At 58.8% G+C, this 15,067-nt stretch carries 18 protein-coding genes; 6 read left to right on the top strand and 12 right to left on the bottom strand.

What is annotated here, in order from left to right; all coding sequences use genetic code 11:
- Positions 1 to 48: 48 nt before the first annotated feature.
- Together AC0B60_RS10010 and AC0B60_RS10005 are read right to left on the bottom strand one after the other, a co-directional pair.
- Entirely contained in the window at positions 49 to 1,323 is a 1,275-nt protein-coding gene (locus tag AC0B60_RS10010; protein WP_465085672.1) for an ABC transporter permease, read from the bottom strand.
- Complete coding sequence (locus AC0B60_RS10005; protein ID WP_465085671.1) at positions 1,320 to 2,060, bottom strand: ATP-binding cassette domain-containing protein; 741 nt, start codon at positions 2,058 to 2,060, stop codon at positions 1,320 to 1,322. Before AC0B60_RS10005 ends, AC0B60_RS10010 begins: the two co-directional genes overlap by 4 nt.
- 49 nt (positions 2,061 to 2,109) lie before the next feature.
- On the opposite strand from AC0B60_RS10005, the gene AC0B60_RS10000 reads away from it, so the two are divergent.
- The gene (locus tag AC0B60_RS10000) at positions 2,110 to 2,652 is read left to right on the top strand and encodes a DUF3299 domain-containing protein (protein WP_465085670.1); all 543 of its coding nucleotides are present in this window, start codon (positions 2,110 to 2,112) and stop codon (positions 2,650 to 2,652) included.
- Positions 2,653 to 2,675: 23 nt separating this feature from the next.
- Here AC0B60_RS10000 and AC0B60_RS09995 read toward each other — a convergent pair whose 3' ends face one another.
- Positions 2,676 to 3,284, bottom strand: a complete 609-nt coding sequence (locus AC0B60_RS09995) for a ZrgA family zinc uptake protein (RefSeq protein ID WP_465085669.1) — start codon at positions 3,282 to 3,284, stop codon at positions 2,676 to 2,678.
- Between the two features lie 139 nt (positions 3,285 to 3,423).
- Between AC0B60_RS09995 and AC0B60_RS09990 the strand changes: the two genes are divergently transcribed.
- From AC0B60_RS09990 to AC0B60_RS09970, 5 genes are read left to right on the top strand one after another with little or no spacing between them, the layout of a single operon-like run.
- Complete coding sequence (locus AC0B60_RS09990) at positions 3,424 to 4,020, top strand: UPF0149 family protein (RefSeq protein WP_465085668.1); 597 nt, start codon at positions 3,424 to 3,426, stop codon at positions 4,018 to 4,020.
- Between the two features lie 27 nt (positions 4,021 to 4,047).
- Positions 4,048 to 5,370, top strand: coding sequence for a Xaa-Pro aminopeptidase (gene pepP / locus AC0B60_RS09985; protein ID WP_465085667.1), 1,323 nt, complete (start codon positions 4,048 to 4,050; stop codon positions 5,368 to 5,370).
- A 2-nt stretch (positions 5,371 to 5,372) separates the two neighbouring features.
- A complete protein-coding gene (ubiH, locus tag AC0B60_RS09980) occupies positions 5,373 to 6,653 on the top strand; it encodes a 2-octaprenyl-6-methoxyphenyl hydroxylase (RefSeq protein ID WP_465085666.1) in 1,281 nt (426 codons plus the stop codon).
- Entirely contained in the window at positions 6,646 to 7,869 is a 1,224-nt protein-coding gene (locus tag AC0B60_RS09975) for a UbiH/UbiF/VisC/COQ6 family ubiquinone biosynthesis hydroxylase (protein ID WP_465085665.1), read from the top strand. Before ubiH ends, AC0B60_RS09975 begins: the two co-directional genes overlap by 8 nt.
- A 52-nt stretch (positions 7,870 to 7,921) precedes the next feature.
- Entirely contained in the window at positions 7,922 to 8,836 is a 915-nt protein-coding gene (locus AC0B60_RS09970; RefSeq protein WP_465085664.1) for a DUF808 domain-containing protein, read from the top strand.
- Between the two features lies 1 nt (position 8,837).
- On the opposite strand, the gene AC0B60_RS09965 is transcribed toward AC0B60_RS09970, so the two are convergent.
- The 9 genes from AC0B60_RS09965 to ubiE all read right to left on the bottom strand — a co-directional run bounded on the left by AC0B60_RS09965 (position 8,838) and on the right by ubiE (position 15,036).
- Complete coding sequence (locus tag AC0B60_RS09965) at positions 8,838 to 9,557, bottom strand: 16S rRNA (uracil(1498)-N(3))-methyltransferase (protein ID WP_465085663.1); 720 nt, start codon at positions 9,555 to 9,557, stop codon at positions 8,838 to 8,840.
- The gene (gene tatC / locus AC0B60_RS09960) at positions 9,554 to 10,348 is read right to left on the bottom strand and encodes a twin-arginine translocase subunit TatC (protein ID WP_465085662.1); all 795 of its coding nucleotides are present in this window, start codon (positions 10,346 to 10,348) and stop codon (positions 9,554 to 9,556) included. The genes AC0B60_RS09965 and tatC overlap by 4 nt, the downstream gene beginning before the upstream one ends.
- Positions 10,345 to 10,851, bottom strand: a complete 507-nt coding sequence (gene tatB / locus AC0B60_RS09955; RefSeq protein ID WP_465085661.1) for a Sec-independent protein translocase protein TatB — start codon at positions 10,849 to 10,851, stop codon at positions 10,345 to 10,347. Before tatB ends, tatC begins: the two co-directional genes overlap by 4 nt.
- Positions 10,852 to 10,861: 10 nt before the next feature.
- On the bottom strand, positions 10,862 to 11,098 hold the full coding sequence (tatA, locus tag AC0B60_RS09950) for a twin-arginine translocase TatA/TatE family subunit (protein WP_465085660.1): 237 nt from the start codon (positions 11,096 to 11,098) through the stop codon (positions 10,862 to 10,864).
- Positions 11,099 to 11,186: 88 nt separating this feature from the next.
- The gene (locus AC0B60_RS09945; RefSeq protein ID WP_465085659.1) at positions 11,187 to 11,516 is read right to left on the bottom strand and encodes a phosphoribosyl-ATP diphosphatase; all 330 of its coding nucleotides are present in this window, start codon (positions 11,514 to 11,516) and stop codon (positions 11,187 to 11,189) included.
- Positions 11,509 to 11,946 (bottom strand): phosphoribosyl-AMP cyclohydrolase, encoded by a 438-nt coding sequence (gene hisI, locus AC0B60_RS09940; protein WP_465085658.1) that lies wholly within the window; start codon positions 11,944 to 11,946, stop codon positions 11,509 to 11,511. Before hisI ends, AC0B60_RS09945 begins: the two co-directional genes overlap by 8 nt.
- A gap of 14 nt (positions 11,947 to 11,960) precedes the next feature.
- Positions 11,961 to 13,610: a ubiquinone biosynthesis regulatory protein kinase UbiB gene (gene ubiB / locus AC0B60_RS09935; protein ID WP_465085657.1), complete on the bottom strand. Its 1,650-nt coding sequence runs from the start codon at positions 13,608 to 13,610 to the stop codon at positions 11,961 to 11,963.
- On the bottom strand, positions 13,607 to 14,245 hold the full coding sequence (locus tag AC0B60_RS09930) for a ubiquinone biosynthesis accessory factor UbiJ (RefSeq protein WP_465085656.1): 639 nt from the start codon (positions 14,243 to 14,245) through the stop codon (positions 13,607 to 13,609). The genes ubiB and AC0B60_RS09930 overlap by 4 nt, the downstream gene beginning before the upstream one ends.
- Positions 14,245 to 15,036 carry a bifunctional demethylmenaquinone methyltransferase/2-methoxy-6-polyprenyl-1,4-benzoquinol methylase UbiE gene (ubiE, locus tag AC0B60_RS09925; RefSeq protein ID WP_465085655.1) on the bottom strand — a complete coding sequence of 264 codons (792 nt, stop codon included), beginning with the start codon at positions 15,034 to 15,036 and terminating at the stop codon, positions 14,245 to 14,247. The genes AC0B60_RS09930 and ubiE overlap by 1 nt, the downstream gene beginning before the upstream one ends.
- Between the last annotated feature and the right edge of the window lie 31 nt (positions 15,037 to 15,067).

Here is a 15,067-nt window from a genome sequence, read left to right as displayed (position 1 = left end):
AGCTGGTCAATTTACAGGGATGTCATGGCCTGCGTTGCGTGACGTCCGTCACTCCGGGGCCACGTGTCCCAGCCCTTGTTTACGGCTGCCGCGCCAGGCCTGGAGCGCCGGAATAAGGCCCACGAACAATGCCGCCAGAGGTACGCTGCTGATGATCGACCATTCCGTTGTATTTAGTGGTCTCAGGCCGACCTGAACGCCCCAGGTTTCCAGAAGCCAGGGGCTCAGAGCCGCAATGCCGGCCGCTCCGGCAAGTATCGCCAGGCCGCAGGCCGCTATTGCCAGCAGAAGGCATTCGATCACGTGCAATACCGCGATGAGTGCCGGAGAAGCACCAGTAGCCCTGAGAATCGCCACTTCCTGCCGGCGCTGCGCTTGCAGAGTCAGTAACACGGCCACGAGCCCGATCAGACTGGTAACCACCACAAAGCCGGTGATTCCCAGTAAGGCCTTTTCGAACTGGCCCATGATTCGCCACAGTTCGCTGAGTGCCACTCCCGGGAGAATCGCCGACAGCGGTTCGAGCTGCGATTCGTTGATCTGGCGCTGAACCTGGAACGTCAGCACCTTGCGGTCGATGCCTACGAATGCAGCGGTTATGGCGTCCGGTGTCAGGTCCCGTTGCCTGGCCTCTTCTGGTGCGACTGTTCGCCCGGGGATGGCAACACCGGATTCCCAGCCAATATGGATGGCTTCCATGCCCTCCAGGCTTATGTAAACCGCCTGATCCACGGGCGTGCCAGTGGGGGCGAGGATGCCAGTGACCGTGAATGGCGTGTCCTTGTGGTTGGAGAAGCTGGTCTTGCCGCCGCCATGGGACAGGACAACTCTGTCGCCGGTTTGGTGGGCGTGCTTGCGGGCCACTTCGGCCCCCAACACCACATCGAAGACATCGGCGAACCATTCTCCTTCGGCCAAGTCGGGTTTCTGGTCCCGGCCGTAGCGGAAGTGTTCCGGGAACTGCTCGCTGGTGCCGACAACCCGGTGCCCACGATAACTGTCGCCCAGAGAAATGGGGACCAGCCAGCCGATGCGCTCATCCTCCTGCAGTTTCTTGTAGGTGCTCCAGCGAATATTGTTGGTGGCGTCACCGATGTGAAAGACAGTGTACAACAGCAGGTTTAACTGGCCGCTGCGAGCGCCCACAATCAGGTCGGTACCGGAAATGGTGTTGGTAAAGGACTGTTTGACCTCAGTGCGAAGGTACTGGACGCCCAAAAGCAGGGTGATGCTGAGGGTCAAGGTCAGGGTCACCAGCGCCAGTACCCTGCGCCGATACCAGAGGCTTGCCATGGCCAGAGATAACGCCAGCCGAAGGTTCATGGGGTCACCTCCAGGGCCAGTTGGTGGGTAAAACGTTGCGCCAGGCTTTTGTCATGGCTGACAAAGACAACGGATGAGTGTTTTTCCGCCGCCAGCCCCAGTAACAGTTCGATAAAGCGGTCCCGGTTGTCGCTGTCCAGGGCTGAGGTGGGCTCGTCAGCCAGGATCAATTCCGGCGCGCCGGTCAGCGCCCTGGCGGCGGCTACCCGTTGTTGTTGGCCGACACTGAGGCCTGTTACCCGTCGGTGCCAATGGCTCTGAGGAATGCCCAGAGCGGTCAGCAGGGATTCGGCTTCTTGCCCCGGCGAGGGCAGGGCACGTGCCTGGCGTTTCCGTGAAAGCCGGCAGGGCAGTGTGACGTTTTCCAGAGTGGATAGGTAAGGCACCAGGTTGAACTGCTGGAAAATAACGCCCATGTGATCGGCCCTGAATCGGTCGCGTTGGCCGCTGGACAGGCCACCCAGGTCTGTGCCCAGCAACTCCAGGCTACCGGAATTCGGCACGAGAAGGCCTCCCAGAAGGCTCAGAAGTGTGCTCTTGCCGCTGCCGCTGGGACCCCGGAGGAAAAGGTGTTCACCGCTGTTGAGTGTCACGTCGGGATAGCGGATGTACGGCTGGGCTCGGCCCCAGCGAAAAGTGAGTTCGCTGATGCGGAGGGTCTGCCGTGGAGTTACGGAACTCTCTGGGGTTACAGAACTCTCTTTGTGCAAATCTGTCTTGCCGGTCATGTCAGGCATTGGTCATCCGGTGTATGATCCCTGAATCGTTACAGGAGACGTCAGTTTTATGTCAGAACCTTTGAAATCCCGGTCGCGGCAACGCTCCCTGTTCGCCACCCTGTTAATGGTGGCGTTGGTTGCGGTCTTCAGCCTTTCTACCGCCGTTAGCGCAAAAGACGCTTCGGAAGAGATCGACTGGCTGGAATTGATGCCAGAGGAAGATCTCAACCTACTCGAGAATATGCCAGAAGTCTCCCATGAGGGTGATGGCCCTGCCACATTACCGGACGAAATCATGACCGGCCGTGTGGTGCCTGAAATGGATGGCCGGTCGGGCCGGATTCCGGGTTTTGTCGTGCCACTGAAAACCACACAGGATATGCGCATTCTGGAGTTTTTCCTGGTGCCATACTATGGCGCCTGCATACACGTGCCGCCGCCACCTCCGAACCAGATCATTCACGTCAAGTACAAGAAGGGCTTCAAGCTGGAAGCACTCTACGATCCGGTATGGATTGAAGGCACCCTGAAGATTGAGAAAACCGAGAACGACATTGCTTCGTCCTCCTACTCCATCGTGGCTGAGGACGTCTCGCCCTACGAGGAGTAGTGCCTCAGCAGGGCGTTCGTGAGTCAGTTGTCGAAAGCGAATGCCTGGTTTGAGGATGTCAGCCGGGCGCTGCCCTGGCCAGAGGGGCTGACCCATTCGACAGTGAGCTCCTCCATCCCCTCGAATCTCTCCATCAGTGCCGATGTGAATTCCTGATCGGCTTCGATGCGGTCGCATTCCAGTTGCTGGGTCACATCGTATTCCCGGTGAGTGGCTTCCTCATGATGGTCGTCGTGGCCGTGATCATGATGGTTATGTTCGCCATGGCTTTCCTCGCCTCCACCGAGTTCCACAGCAGCCGCTGTGACGTGACAGTCGGCTGCTACGGTGTTGATCAGAGGGGTGGTTTTCAGCCAGCGGTTGATTTCTGCCAGTTGGTTTTTCTGCGCCTCTGAGCGCGCTTCGTGTTCGAACCCGGCAAGGTTATGGGCCGGTGAGTTGAGCATCAGGTCAATACGGTTATCTTCCAGCGCCATCTGTAAACGAGCGTGGCCATGGTCGTGCGCGCCCGGGTTGTCGTCAGCCCAGGCGGTCGATGCGAGCGCGCTAACGGCGATTACACAACCGAGTGACATCAGTGAATGTGGGCGACGGGTGCGTGGCTTTGGCTGCGTGGGTATTCTCTTTGGCATGGGGCGACACTCTCAATGAAGTGGTATGTTATAACATAATTTACTCTTTCCCGGCCCGGAATCAAGAGGGCAAGTGTCTTAAATGCGGCTGAATGCTAGGATAGGGCCTTCACTCATTCATACAGGACCGTCCCGTTTCATGTCCGAAACCGACACCTCCAATTCCCGCGCCGTCGCGTTTGAGCGCTGGGCAAATGTGTTTACCGCTCACAAGGCTTTCAGTCATCCATCGGAGCTCCACGGGGTGCTTTGTGGCCGGCTTGCTGCTGGTGCACGTATCAGTGAAGAGGAATGGCTGGCCATGGTATGTGAGCACATGGGCCTGCCACAGACCGCGACCGACGAATCAGACGACCTGCGGGAATTCATGGCATCGGCCTATGACCAGACGCTCGAGCTGCTCAAGGCTACCGATATGAGTTTTCAGCCATTGCTGCCGGACGATGATTACGCCATCGAGCAACGCCTGGAAGCGCTCACCTCCTGGGTGCGAGGCTTCCTTGAAGGCATGGCGCTGTCCGCTGGCCAAGCGTTGGGCGAGGCGCCGGACGAGATTCGCGAACTCATTGAAGACATGGTGGCGATCAGTCAGGTGGCCGACGATGACGAGCCAGACGATGAAAGCGAACAACAACTGATGGAAATCGTCGAATACGTACGGCTGGGTGCTCTGGCGGTGTTCACTGAGTTCAATCCGCCGGAAAAGCCGTCGCCCAATACCCCGACTTTGCACTGAACAACACTGATACCCGTGGGAGACATCATGGCTTCACTGATACCCGTCAAGGAATTCAACGATCGCCGGCAACGGCTGATGGAGCGAATGGCGCCGGACAGCATTGCCATCTTGCCAGCCGCCCCCGAACGGGTGCGTAACCGGGATGTCCTGCATCCGTTTCGCCAGGACAGTGATTTCCAATACCTGACCGGATTTGGCGAGCCGGAAGCGGTCCTGGTGTTGATACCCGGCCGGGAGCATGGTGAGTCGGTACTCTTCTGTAAGGAGCGGAATCCGGAAAAGGAGCTTTGGGATGGTTTCCTGGCGGGCCCCGAAGGCGCTATCGAGACCTTCGGCCTGGACGATGCCTTTCCCGTTGCCGACATTGACGACATCCTGCCCGGCATGATCGAAGGCCGCAGCAGGGTGTATTACCCACTAGGCAAAGATCATAATTTTGATACCAAGGTGATGGATTGGGTCAAGGTGATCCGCAGCAAGGTTCGCTCAGGTGCTCATCCGCCCGGCGAGTTCGTCGCACTGGAACACCTGCTCCATGATTTGCGCCTGTACAAGAGCGCGGCGGAGATCAAGGTGATGGCAAGGGCCGGCGAGATCAGCTGCGAGGCCCACAAACGGGCGATGAAGCGGGCCGGCAAAGGTGTCTTTGAGTACGCCCTGGAAGCTGAGCTGATCCACACCTTTATGGAAAGCGGTGCCCGCTCCACGGCCTATCCATCGATTGTGGGTGGCGGTCAGAATGCCTGCATCCTCCACTACATTGAAAACAGCGCCCCGTTGAATGATGGCGACCTGGTGCTCATCGATGCAGGCTGTGAATTGGAATGCTATGCCTCCGATATTACCCGTACCTTCCCGGTCAGCGGTAAATTCAGCGATGAACAGCGGGCCCTGTATGAGGTGGTTCTGGCGGCGCAATATGCGGCGATTGAGGAAGTTCGTCCCGAGAATCACTGGGATCATCCCCACCAGGCCGCACTGAAGGTGCTCACCCAGGGCTTGATCGATCTTGGTCTGCTCAAGGACACAACGGTAGAACAAGCCATCGAGGAGCAGGCGTACACGCCGTTCTTCATGCACCGCACCGGCCATTGGCTGGGGTTGGATGTGCATGATGTCGGGGACTACAAGGTGGGCGATGCGTGGCGCCAGTTGGAGCCGGGCATGGCGCTGACCGTGGAGCCAGGACTATATGTGGCGCCGGATAACACCAGCGTCGATGAAAAGTGGCGTGGTATCGGTATTCGCATTGAGGACGACGTGGTGGTGACGAAAGAGGGTTGCCGGGTACTCACCGACGCGGTTCCGAAGACCATTCCCGAGATTGAAGCGTTGATGGCCGACTGACCGTGAACCAGCACGATACCGATATCATCATCGCCGGTGGCGGGCTGGCGGGAGCCACCCTGGCTCTGGCGCTGGCGAGAACCCTGCCGCAACTGCGGGTAACCGTGGTAGAGGCTTTCCCGCTGTCCCCGGATGCCCTGCCGGACAGCTATCAGCCTAGCTATGATGCCCGTTCCACGGCGCTGGCCTGGGGCTCAAGGTTGATCTTTGAAGAGTTGGGCCTGTGGCAACGGCTTTCCGAACATGCCACGCCCATTCGTCATATTCATGTCTCGGATCGTGGACATTTCGGGGCCACCCGCCTGAACGCGGCTGAGCACCAACAGGATGCTTTGGGCTACGTGGCGGACAATCGCTGGATGGGGCTTTGCCTGATGCGGGAATTGCTGCAGACCGATGTGGTCTGGGAAGCACCGGCGGAGGTGACGGCCATGCAGCCGCTACCAGAGGGTGTTCGCGTTACCTTGGGTGCCGACAAGGGTGATCGGGAACTGACCGCTCAGTGCTTGGTGGTGGCAGACGGCGGCCGTTCTGGCCTGCGTGAAAGACTGGGCTTCCGGGTCAACGAGGAAGCCTATGACCAGCACGCGCTGATTGCCAACGTCTCCACCACCCATAGCCACGATTTTACAGCCTTCGAACGCTTCACCGACGCCGGTCCCATGGCGCTATTACCTCATGGCTCGCCAATCCGGGCCGGAACAACCGCCTCCCTGGTATGGACTCTGTCCGGTGGAGCGCTTGATGAACTGCTATCGCTGAGTGATGAGGCCAAGTGTCAGCGGTTGCAGCAACGGTTCGGCTGGCGTCTCGGGCGGTTTGAACGCATTGGGGAATGCAGCCACTATCCGCTGACCCTGAAAACCGTGGACGAGGCGGTTCGCCCCGGTGTGGTGCTGGTAGGCAATGCGGCACACACTCTTCATCCGGTTGCCGGTCAGGGCTTCAACCTGGCGCTACGTGGCCTGATGGCACTGGTAGAGCAGTTCCGGGTGGCGGTCGAGTTGCAGCAACCCCTGGGTAGCCTGGGGGTGCTAAATGCTTATCAGGTTCGTCACCGTCGAGATTGGCAGCAAACCGCGCGTTTCTCCGACTCGTTGATCCAGCTGTTCGGTAATCACCTGCCTCTGGTGACCACCGCCCGCGACGCCGGCCTGGTGGGACTGGATCTGTTACCTGGCGCCAAGCGCTGGTTTGCTCGTCAGGCCATGGGCCTGGGTGGGCGCCGGGCCGAACTTCGTACTCCTGACAACGCTTTCTCGGAACGCAACGACCATGAGTGAGCAACCGCAATTCGATATCCTGGTGGTTGGCGGCGGCATGGTGGGCTCCGCGCTTGCGCTGGGCTTGTCTAGGCAAGGCTGGAACGTCGGGCTGGTGGAAGGCGCCGACAGAAAAGCCTTGATGCAGAAACCCGAAGAGGCGACGTCTGCAGAGGATTTCGACCCCCGCGTGAGCGCCATTTCGGTCTCCAGTCAGCGCCTGCTGGAACAGTTGGGGGTGTGGTCGGAGATAACCGCTGGTCGCCATTGTCCCTACCAGACGATGACCGTGTGGGACGGTGAGGGCACTGGCCGTATCCAGTTCGAGGCGGCGGAACTCCGGGCGCCGGCGCTCGGTACCATCATTGAGAACCGTCGAATTGTGAGGGCACTTTTTGCCGCTCTTGCTGACAGCATGGTGACCCTGATTGATGGCGTCAAGGTGACTGGCTGGTGGCAGGATGGCAGTGGGCATGGTATCCGGCTTGAGGATGACCAAACACTGAATGCCCGGCTTGTCGTGGCTGCGGACGGAGCCCATTCCCGCCTGCGCCAGTGGGTTGGGTTGCCGACCCGCGAATGGGATTATGGCCAGCAAGCTATCGTGTGCACGGTTCGAACTACCCAGAGTCACCGCCATACCGCCTGGCAGCGGTTTTCGCCGACGGGGCCGCTGGCATTCCTGCCGCTGCTGCCAGAGTCCGGCGACGAGCACTTCTGCTCGATCGTGTGGTCCCAGGATACCGAAGAAGCCCGGCGTTTGATGGGGCTTGATGACCATGCCTTCAAGGCGGAACTGGAACGAGCGATAGAGCGTGAACTGGGCGCAGTGGACGTAGTCTCGCGTCGCTACGCGTTTCCTTTGCGTCAGCGCCATGCCAAGGAATACATTGCCACTGGCTTTGCGCTAGTGGGCGACGCCGCCCACACCATTCATCCCCTGGCCGGCCAGGGGGCGAACCTGGGTTATGGGGATGTTCGTGCGTTAATGGATGAGCTTGCCGGCGCCAGGAAGAAAGGCATCGATCCAGACAACGAGCTTGTCCTGGCCCGCTATCAGCGTCGTCGCAAGGGTGAGAATCTCGCGATGATGGCGGCCATGGAAGGTTTCAAGCAACTGTTTGGCCGTGATGAGTTGACCGTGCGTTGGCTTCGCAACACCGGCCTGCGCTGGCTGAACCAGCTTGGACCAATCAAGAACCGTATTGCGGCCGAGGCCATGGGGCTGGATGCCTGATCATGACTTGCGGGGCACACCACCAACGTAGTTGAACCAAAAGGAATTCGTTATGGCTGCCAGCAGTCTTCTCGTATTGATTGATGACATCGCCACGGTTCTGGACGATGTTGCATTGATGACCAAGGCAGCCACCAAGAAAACGGCTGGTGTGTTGGGGGATGACCTTGCGCTCAATGCCCAGCAGGTAACCGGTGTGAAACCTGCGCGGGAACTACCGGTGGTCTGGGCGGTGGCGAAGGGCTCCATGCTCAACAAGGCCATCCTGGTTCCGGGGGCTCTTGCCATCAGCTTCTTCGTGCCCTGGTTGGTGATCCCCCTGCTGATGCTGGGCGGTGCTTTTCTCTGCTTTGAGGGGTTTGAAAAAATCGCTCACCGGTTTCTTCATAGGCAGGAAGATGAGCAACATAAGGAAGAGCTCCACAACGCCCTCAAAGATCCCGACGCCGATCTGAAAGCGGTTGAGAAAGACAAGATCAAGGGTGCGATCCGCACAGACTTTATCCTGTCGGCTGAAATCATAGCGATTACCCTCGGAACGGTCAGTAGTCAGAGCATCGGAATGCAGTTCATGGTGCTGACGGTCGTCGCTGTAATGATCACCATCGGTGTCTATGGCCTGGTGGCCGGTATTGTGAAGCTGGACGACGGCGGTCTGTACCTCAGCAAGAAAGAAAGCCCGTTTGCCAGGCGAGTTGGGGAGGGCATCCTCTGGTTTGCTCCCTGGATGATGAAGGCCTTGTCGGTGCTGGGTACCATTGCCATGTTCCTGGTGGGTGGTGGCATTCTCACCCATGGGCTGCCGCCGGTGTCTGAAGCCATTCGTCATTTTGTCGAAGGTTTCGGTGGTGTCGGGCAGGCCGTTATTCCAGTGCTTGCGGACGGCCTTTTCGGTGTTGCGGTAGGGGCGTTACTGGTGGCGGTGATTACACCACTGACAAAACTGTGGAAGGCGCGTTCGGCCTGAATTAAACGCAGGCATCGAAGAGGCGGCTGACCAGCACCGGTACGGCGGTCTCCACCCGAAGGATGCGGCTGCCAAGGTGTACCGCCTCGCAACCTGCCTCGACCAGTTTGTCGACTTCATAGGGAATGAATCCCCCTTCCGGGCCTATACACAGGGTAGCGGGCTCGTTGATCATGGCTGGGCACGGTGTGCTGGTGCCGGGGTGGGCGACGAACGCCCGGGTATTTTCCATAAGTGCCGGTAGTTCGTCCTCCACAAACGGCTTGAACAGCTTGCGGATATGAACGCGGGGGATGCGGGTGTCTCGAGCCTGCTCAAGGCCCAGTGTCATGTTTTCCCTCAGGTTATCTTCTGAGAGCCACGGTGTTTGCCAGAAGCTTTTTTCCACCTTGTAGGCGTTTATCAGCCAGATGTCCTTAACCCCAAGGGTTGCGCAGGTCTGCAGCACGCGACGGAACATTTTTGGCCGTGGCATGGCGAGAATCAAGGTAAGAGGTATGGGAGCAGGGGGTGAGGTGGTCAATTCCACCTGCAATACAGCCTCAGCATTGGTGAGCTGGAGCACGCGGCCCGTTCCAATCTCTCCGTCTGCCAGCCCCACAGGGACCAGGTCGCCTTCCGACACCTTCAACACTGAATTCAGGTGCGCCAGTCGGCGGCCTGTCAATATGGCTCTGTCTGCAGCCACGAAATCATCCGGGAATAATAGCGCCAGATTCATTCGTTGGAGGCATCCGTTGCGTCAGGTGATTCCACCTCGCGTCTGGCGAGTCGCCCAAACAGGATGCCCAGCTCAAACAGTAGCCACATGGGTAAGGCCAGCAGGGTCTGGGAGATGATATCTGGCGGAGTAAGCAGCATACCAATCACGAAGCAACCCACCACAATGTACGGACGCTTCGCTGCGAGGTCTTCAGGTGTGGTGGCACCGGTGAGAATCAGTAGTATGGTGGCGATGGGGATTTCGAAGGCAACGCCGAAGGCGAAGAACATTTTTAGCACAAAATTCAGGTAACTGCTGATATCCGGCAACTCAACAATGCCTTCCGGGCCGATGGCGGTGAAGAAACCGAACACCAGCGGGAATACCACGTAGTAGGCAAATGCAGCCCCCAGATAGAACAGGATGACTGACGTAAACAGCAGGGGGAACGCCAGTTTCTTCTCGTGGGCATACAGGCCCGGTGCAATAAAACTCCAGAGCTGGTAGAGAATCACCGGAATGGCCACAAATACGGCCAACACCAGGGCCAGTTTCAAGGGTGCGAAGAACGGCGAGGTGATGTCCGTTGCGATCATGGTCTGGCCGACTGGCAACAGGTCGCGCAAGGGTTGCGATATCAGCAGGTAGAGTTCATTGGCAAACGGGTAGATGGCGGCAAAGCAGATGATTACCGCTACGACCATTTTCAGCAGACGATTTCGCAGCTCCAACAAATGCTCAATCAGCGGCATTTCCGGTTGTGCGGCGTCGGAATTTTGGGCTCTTTTTCGGTCTGGCTGAGCGGTCATGAACGATTATCCGGCGTGCTTTCCTGTTGTTTCGGGGCGTCTTCGGCCGAATGGTCGTGCGTGTTACCACTCTCTTGCGGAGGATCATCGGGAGCCAAAGAGGCATGTCCGGAGCCGTTAGCCGAAGTTGGATCTTCCTCCGGGGTCAATGCAGGCTCTGTTTCAGGCTCAGCAATCCGCCGGGTCGCTGGTGCGGGCCGGTGTTTGGGCTTCCCGTCGTCGGAGAGGACCATGTGTTCGTATTTCTTGGCCTCATCCAAGGCGCCGCGAACCGATTCCTGAACATCGTCCAGGCCGACATCACCTGCCTTGCGCAGTTCCTCACGGAGTTCTTCCGCCTTGAGCTGGCGGTCGAGTTCCGAAGAAAACTGACTGACCATGCGCCGGGCACCACCAATCCACCGTCCAGCAGCCCGAGCCGCCGTTGGCAGCCGCTCGGGGCCGAGGACCAGTAACGCGATGACGCCGCAGATCAGTAGCTCGACAAAGCCAATATCAAACATTCAGCCCGTCTCAGCTGTGGGACTTGTCCCGTGGCTTTTCTTCGGCGCGGGCTTCATAGGCCTTCGCGTCGGCATCCTCTTCAAGAGTCTCCGGGCTTTCGTCCTTTTTGTCGTCTTCGTTCATGGACTTCTTGAATCCACGAATGGCGCCGCCAAGGTCACCGCCAATGTTGCGAAGCTTTTTGGTTCCGAATAACAGGATAACAATGCCAAGTACGATTAGGAGCTGCCAGATACTGATTCCCATGCCGGGACCCTCGTCTTAATGTTTCTGTTATGGTTGATTGTACGCCACTTCGGGGGGCTTCCGGAAACCCTCTCCACGGCTACCCGGCTCATTGATCCCGGGAGGCTTTCTCTTCAAGGCCAGACAGGTCAAATCGGCTGGCGAGTTCGTCGATGACATCCTTGGGGCCGAGGCCAAGCCGGGACAGCATCACCATGCTGTGAAACCAGAGGTCGGCGGTTTCATAGACCACGTCCCGGGTTTCACCGGAGTGCTCCGCGTCCTTGGCGGCCAACAGTGTTTCGGTGCACTCTTCTCCCACCTTTTCCAGGATCTTGTTGAGGCCCTTTTGGTGAAGGCCGGCGACGTAGGACGTTTCCGGGTCGGCCTCTTTGCGAGCCTCCAGCACCTGTGCCAGTTGCTCCAAAATGTCACTCATTGTGGCTACCTCCGTGTTTGTGGCCGTATATCGCTTGCGGGTCCCGGAGCACCGGATCCACGCTTGCCCATGAGCCGTTTTCCAGTCTGCGGTAGAAGCAGCTGCGGCGGCCGGTGTGGCAGGCAATGCCGCCTTTCTGCTCAACCTTCAGAAGAACGACGTCTTCATCACAGTCCAGCCGGATCTCCGAAATTACCTGCTGGTGGCCGGAGGTTTCCCCCTTGCGCCACAGTTTGCCGCGCGACCGGGACCAGTATACGGCCTGACCTTCTTCGGCGGTCAGCCTGAGGGATTCTGCGTTCATCCAGGCCATCATCAGGATGTCGCCAGTAGTGGCGTCCTGGGCAATGGCTGGCACCAGTCCGTCCGCATTCCAGCGAATGTCCGCCAACCAGTCAGGCGCTTCGACTCTAGCTTTTGAATCTTGCATTTAGATGACTTCCGTCAGTTTTTTTGTTCACGGCCAACAACCAGCCAGGCCGCTACGGCCAGCAATGCCCAGCCATGAACGGGCATGGTCTGTGCCAGGGTGGCCAGGTCATGGTCGAGGCTCAGCCAGGCTACTCCTGCCAGGGCCGCTGCGGCGAGCCCTCGTCGCCAGCGCCGGTCGGCCCGGGCACGGTTTTCACGAATAAGCTCCAGTGTAGCGCGACTGGGGTGGTCGTTGGAGCCTGTGTTGCGTAACTGTACAAGAGCGTCGTGCACCAGTTGTGGCATTTCCGGCGACTGCTCCAGCCAGGCCGGCAGGTGGGACTGCAGGGATTTGATCAGGCCGGACGGACCAATGCGTTTGCGCATCCAGGCTTCCAGGAAGGGTTGGGCGGTGCTCCACAGGTCCAGGTCCGGGTATAGCTGACGTCCCAGACCTTCCACGTTCAGCAGGGTTTTCTGCAGCAAAACCAGTTGCGGCTGCACCTCCATGTTGAAGCGCCGCGCCGTCTGGAACAGCCTTAGCAGGAAATGACCAAAAGATATGTCCTTCAATGGTTTCTCGAAAATCGGCTCGCAAACGGTGCGGATAGCGGCCTCGAATTCGTTGACCCGGGTGTCCGGTGGCACCCAGCCGGACTGGATATGCAGCTCGGCTACCTGGCGGTAGTCGCGGCGGAAAAACGCCAGCAAATTGCGGGCAAGATAGCTTTGGTCATCCGGTGCAAGGGTGCCGACGATGCCGAAATCGATGGCAATGTACTTCGGGTCGGCGGGGTTGCTGACATCCACGAAAATATTGCCAGGGTGCATGTCGGCGTGGAAGAAACTGTCCCGGAAGACCTGGGTGAAGAAAATCTCCACCCCTTTTTCCGCCAGTACTTTCAGATCAACGCCGGCTTCACGCAGTGCCGGAACATCAGCGATGGGAATGCCGTGGATGCGCTCCATCACCAGCACTGACTTGCGGGTGTAATCCCAGTCGATGGAAGGAATATAGATCAGCGATGAGTTCTCGAAATTGCGGCGCAGCTGGCTGGCGTTGGCGGCTTCCCGTTGCTGGTCGAGTTCGTCGTGGATGGTGGAGTCGTAGTCCGCCACCACTTCCACTGGGTGCAGCCGACGGCCTTCGGACCAGTAGCGTTCCAGCAGGCCGGCCATCATATACATCAGAGCCAGATCCTGGCGGATGACCCGTTCAATGTCGGGTCGGATGACCTTGACCACCACTTCCCGGCCGTCGAGAAGCGTGGCGGCATGCACCTGGGCGACAGAGGCGGAGGCCATGGGTTCGCGGGAAAACTCCGCAAACAGTTCCGACACCGGTGCACCGAGGGATTTTTCGATAATGCCCTGGGCGACGTCGCCGGGAAACGGTGGTACCCGGTCCTGCAGGTGTTTGAGAGATAGCGCCATGTCGTCGGGCAGCAGGTCCCGGCGAGTTGACAGGATCTGACCGAACTTGACGAATACCGGCCCCAGCTCTTCAAACGCAAGGCGTAGGCGGTCCCCCCGATCCAGTTTGGGTTTAGGGAACAGGTGCCAGGGGGCCAGCAGGAAAAAAATCTTCAGGGGGACCGGCAGTTCCGCCAACGGTAGAAAGGTGTCCAGCCGATAACGGCAGAAGACCCAGGCAATGCGGAACAGGCGTTGCAGGCGCGTCACGGCGTCTCCGTTTGGTCTTGTTGTCTGGGATGCTCCAGCTGCGTAACCCTGGCTTCCAGGCGTTCGGTCTGCAGGTTCAGCCGGTCGATATCGGTAAACGTGGCTTCCAGCTCCCGGCGCCCGGGCAGGCTTCGGCTTTCTTCATGAATATATTCTTCAACATTGGCGTTCAGGGACGCAAACGCCTGTCGGCTCCAACGAACAGCCCCGCGAACGCGCTGGCCGATAAAATGCGCCGGCACATCACCAATATACCCGGCCATGGCAGCTTCCCAGTCGGGGTCGAGTTGGTCGATGGCGCGCTGGAACTGGTGTGCCAGGGCGGTATCGCCTGTCACGTGAATGCGGCCTTCGCTGAAGACTCCGCCATCGCCGGTGGCCAGGGCGGCGAACGCCATGGGGCGGCCGGACAGGATCAAAGCAGGGGATTCCGACGGCTGGCTGGCTACTTGAATCCGATTCTCCACCTGTTGCAGTGTCAGTGTGAGACCAAGCCCGTCCAGCGAAAACTGTACCGGCCCCGTGAGCGCTGACATTAGCGCCCGCCTACCAGCGGGGTCCAGCGCCAGCGCGCGGTTAAGTGCGCTCTCAATGATAGCGGTGGCTGCGGACATCAGCGTAGGACCGGGAAACATCAGGGTTTGATGCCCACGTGCAGGGCGACCACGCCGCCGGTCATATTGTAGTACTTGCAGTTCACCAGACCTGCCTCTTCCATCATCGCCTTGAGCGTATCCTGGTCTGGATGCATGCGGATAGACTCGGCCAGGTATTGATAGCTATTGGAGTCGCCGGCAATCAACTGGCCCATCAACGGTAGCGCGTTGAATGAATAGGCGTCATAGGCCTTGCTGAGCAGTGGATTCTTCGGTTTGGAAAACTCCAGCACCATCACCTTACCGCCGGGTTTCAGTACGCGGGCCATGTCCCGCAGGGCCTGGTCCTTGTCGGTGACGTTGCGCAGGCCAAAGGCAATGCTCACAGCGTTGAAACTGTTGTCCGGGAACGGCAGATGTTCAGCGTCTGCCTGAACGTATTCAATGTTGCCAGCGTAGCCACGGTCCATCAGCCGGCCACGACCAACCTGCAGCATGGAGGCATTGATATCCGCCAGTACAACCTTGCCGGAAGGACCCACCAGATCGGAAAACTTCATGGTCAGATCGCCGGTACCGCCTGCAATATCCAACACCTGGTGGCCCTTGCGCACGCCAGAGAGCTCAATGGTGAAGCGCTTCCAGAGGCGGTGGATTCCCATGGACATGAGGTCGTTCATCAGGTCGTACTTGCCGGCCACGGAATGGAACACTTCGGCGACCTGTCCCGCTTTCTGACTTTTCGGCACGTTGCGAAAACCAAAATGGGTGACGTCGTCTTTGGGTGCTTCCGCCTGTGGCTGGTCGGTAGACGGTTTTTGCTCGCTCATGGGTATGTCCTGTCAGAATCTGAACCCCGTA

Source organism: Marinobacter sp. V34, assembly GCF_055524115.1.
Note: the sequence above shows the minus strand (reverse complement) of the source record. Positions and strands in the feature narration are given on the sequence as shown.

Bases quoted from the DNA above. Each gene is read 5' to 3' on its own strand.
- AC0B60_RS10010 (WP_465085672.1), bottom strand. From the start codon at position 1,323: ATGAACCTTCGGCTGGCGTTATCTCTGGCCATGGCAAGCCTCTGGTAT.
- AC0B60_RS10005 (WP_465085671.1), bottom strand. From the start codon at position 2,060: ATGCCTGACATGACCGGCAAGACAGATTTGCACAAAGAGAGTTCTGTA.
- AC0B60_RS10000 (WP_465085670.1), top strand. From the start codon at position 2,110: ATGTCAGAACCTTTGAAATCCCGGTCGCGGCAACGCTCCCTGTTCGCC.
- AC0B60_RS09995 (WP_465085669.1), bottom strand. From the start codon at position 3,284: ATGCCAAAGAGAATACCCACGCAGCCAAAGCCACGCACCCGTCGCCCA.
- AC0B60_RS09990 (WP_465085668.1), top strand. From the start codon at position 3,424: ATGTCCGAAACCGACACCTCCAATTCCCGCGCCGTCGCGTTTGAGCGC.
- pepP (WP_465085667.1), top strand. From the start codon at position 4,048: ATGGCTTCACTGATACCCGTCAAGGAATTCAACGATCGCCGGCAACGG.
- AC0B60_RS09975 (WP_465085665.1), top strand. From the start codon at position 6,646: ATGAGTGAGCAACCGCAATTCGATATCCTGGTGGTTGGCGGCGGCATG.
- AC0B60_RS09970 (WP_465085664.1), top strand. From the start codon at position 7,922: ATGGCTGCCAGCAGTCTTCTCGTATTGATTGATGACATCGCCACGGTT.
- AC0B60_RS09965 (WP_465085663.1), bottom strand. From the start codon at position 9,557: ATGAATCTGGCGCTATTATTCCCGGATGATTTCGTGGCTGCAGACAGA.
- tatC (WP_465085662.1), bottom strand. From the start codon at position 10,348: ATGACCGCTCAGCCAGACCGAAAAAGAGCCCAAAATTCCGACGCCGCA.
- tatB (WP_465085661.1), bottom strand. From the start codon at position 10,851: ATGTTTGATATTGGCTTTGTCGAGCTACTGATCTGCGGCGTCATCGCG.
- tatA (WP_465085660.1), bottom strand. From the start codon at position 11,098: ATGGGAATCAGTATCTGGCAGCTCCTAATCGTACTTGGCATTGTTATC.
- AC0B60_RS09945 (WP_465085659.1), bottom strand. From the start codon at position 11,516: ATGAGTGACATTTTGGAGCAACTGGCACAGGTGCTGGAGGCTCGCAAA.
- hisI (WP_465085658.1), bottom strand. From the start codon at position 11,946: ATGCAAGATTCAAAAGCTAGAGTCGAAGCGCCTGACTGGTTGGCGGAC.
- AC0B60_RS09930 (WP_465085656.1), bottom strand. From the start codon at position 14,245: ATGTTTCCCGGTCCTACGCTGATGTCCGCAGCCACCGCTATCATTGAG.
- ubiE (WP_465085655.1), bottom strand. From the start codon at position 15,036: ATGAGCGAGCAAAAACCGTCTACCGACCAGCCACAGGCGGAAGCACCC.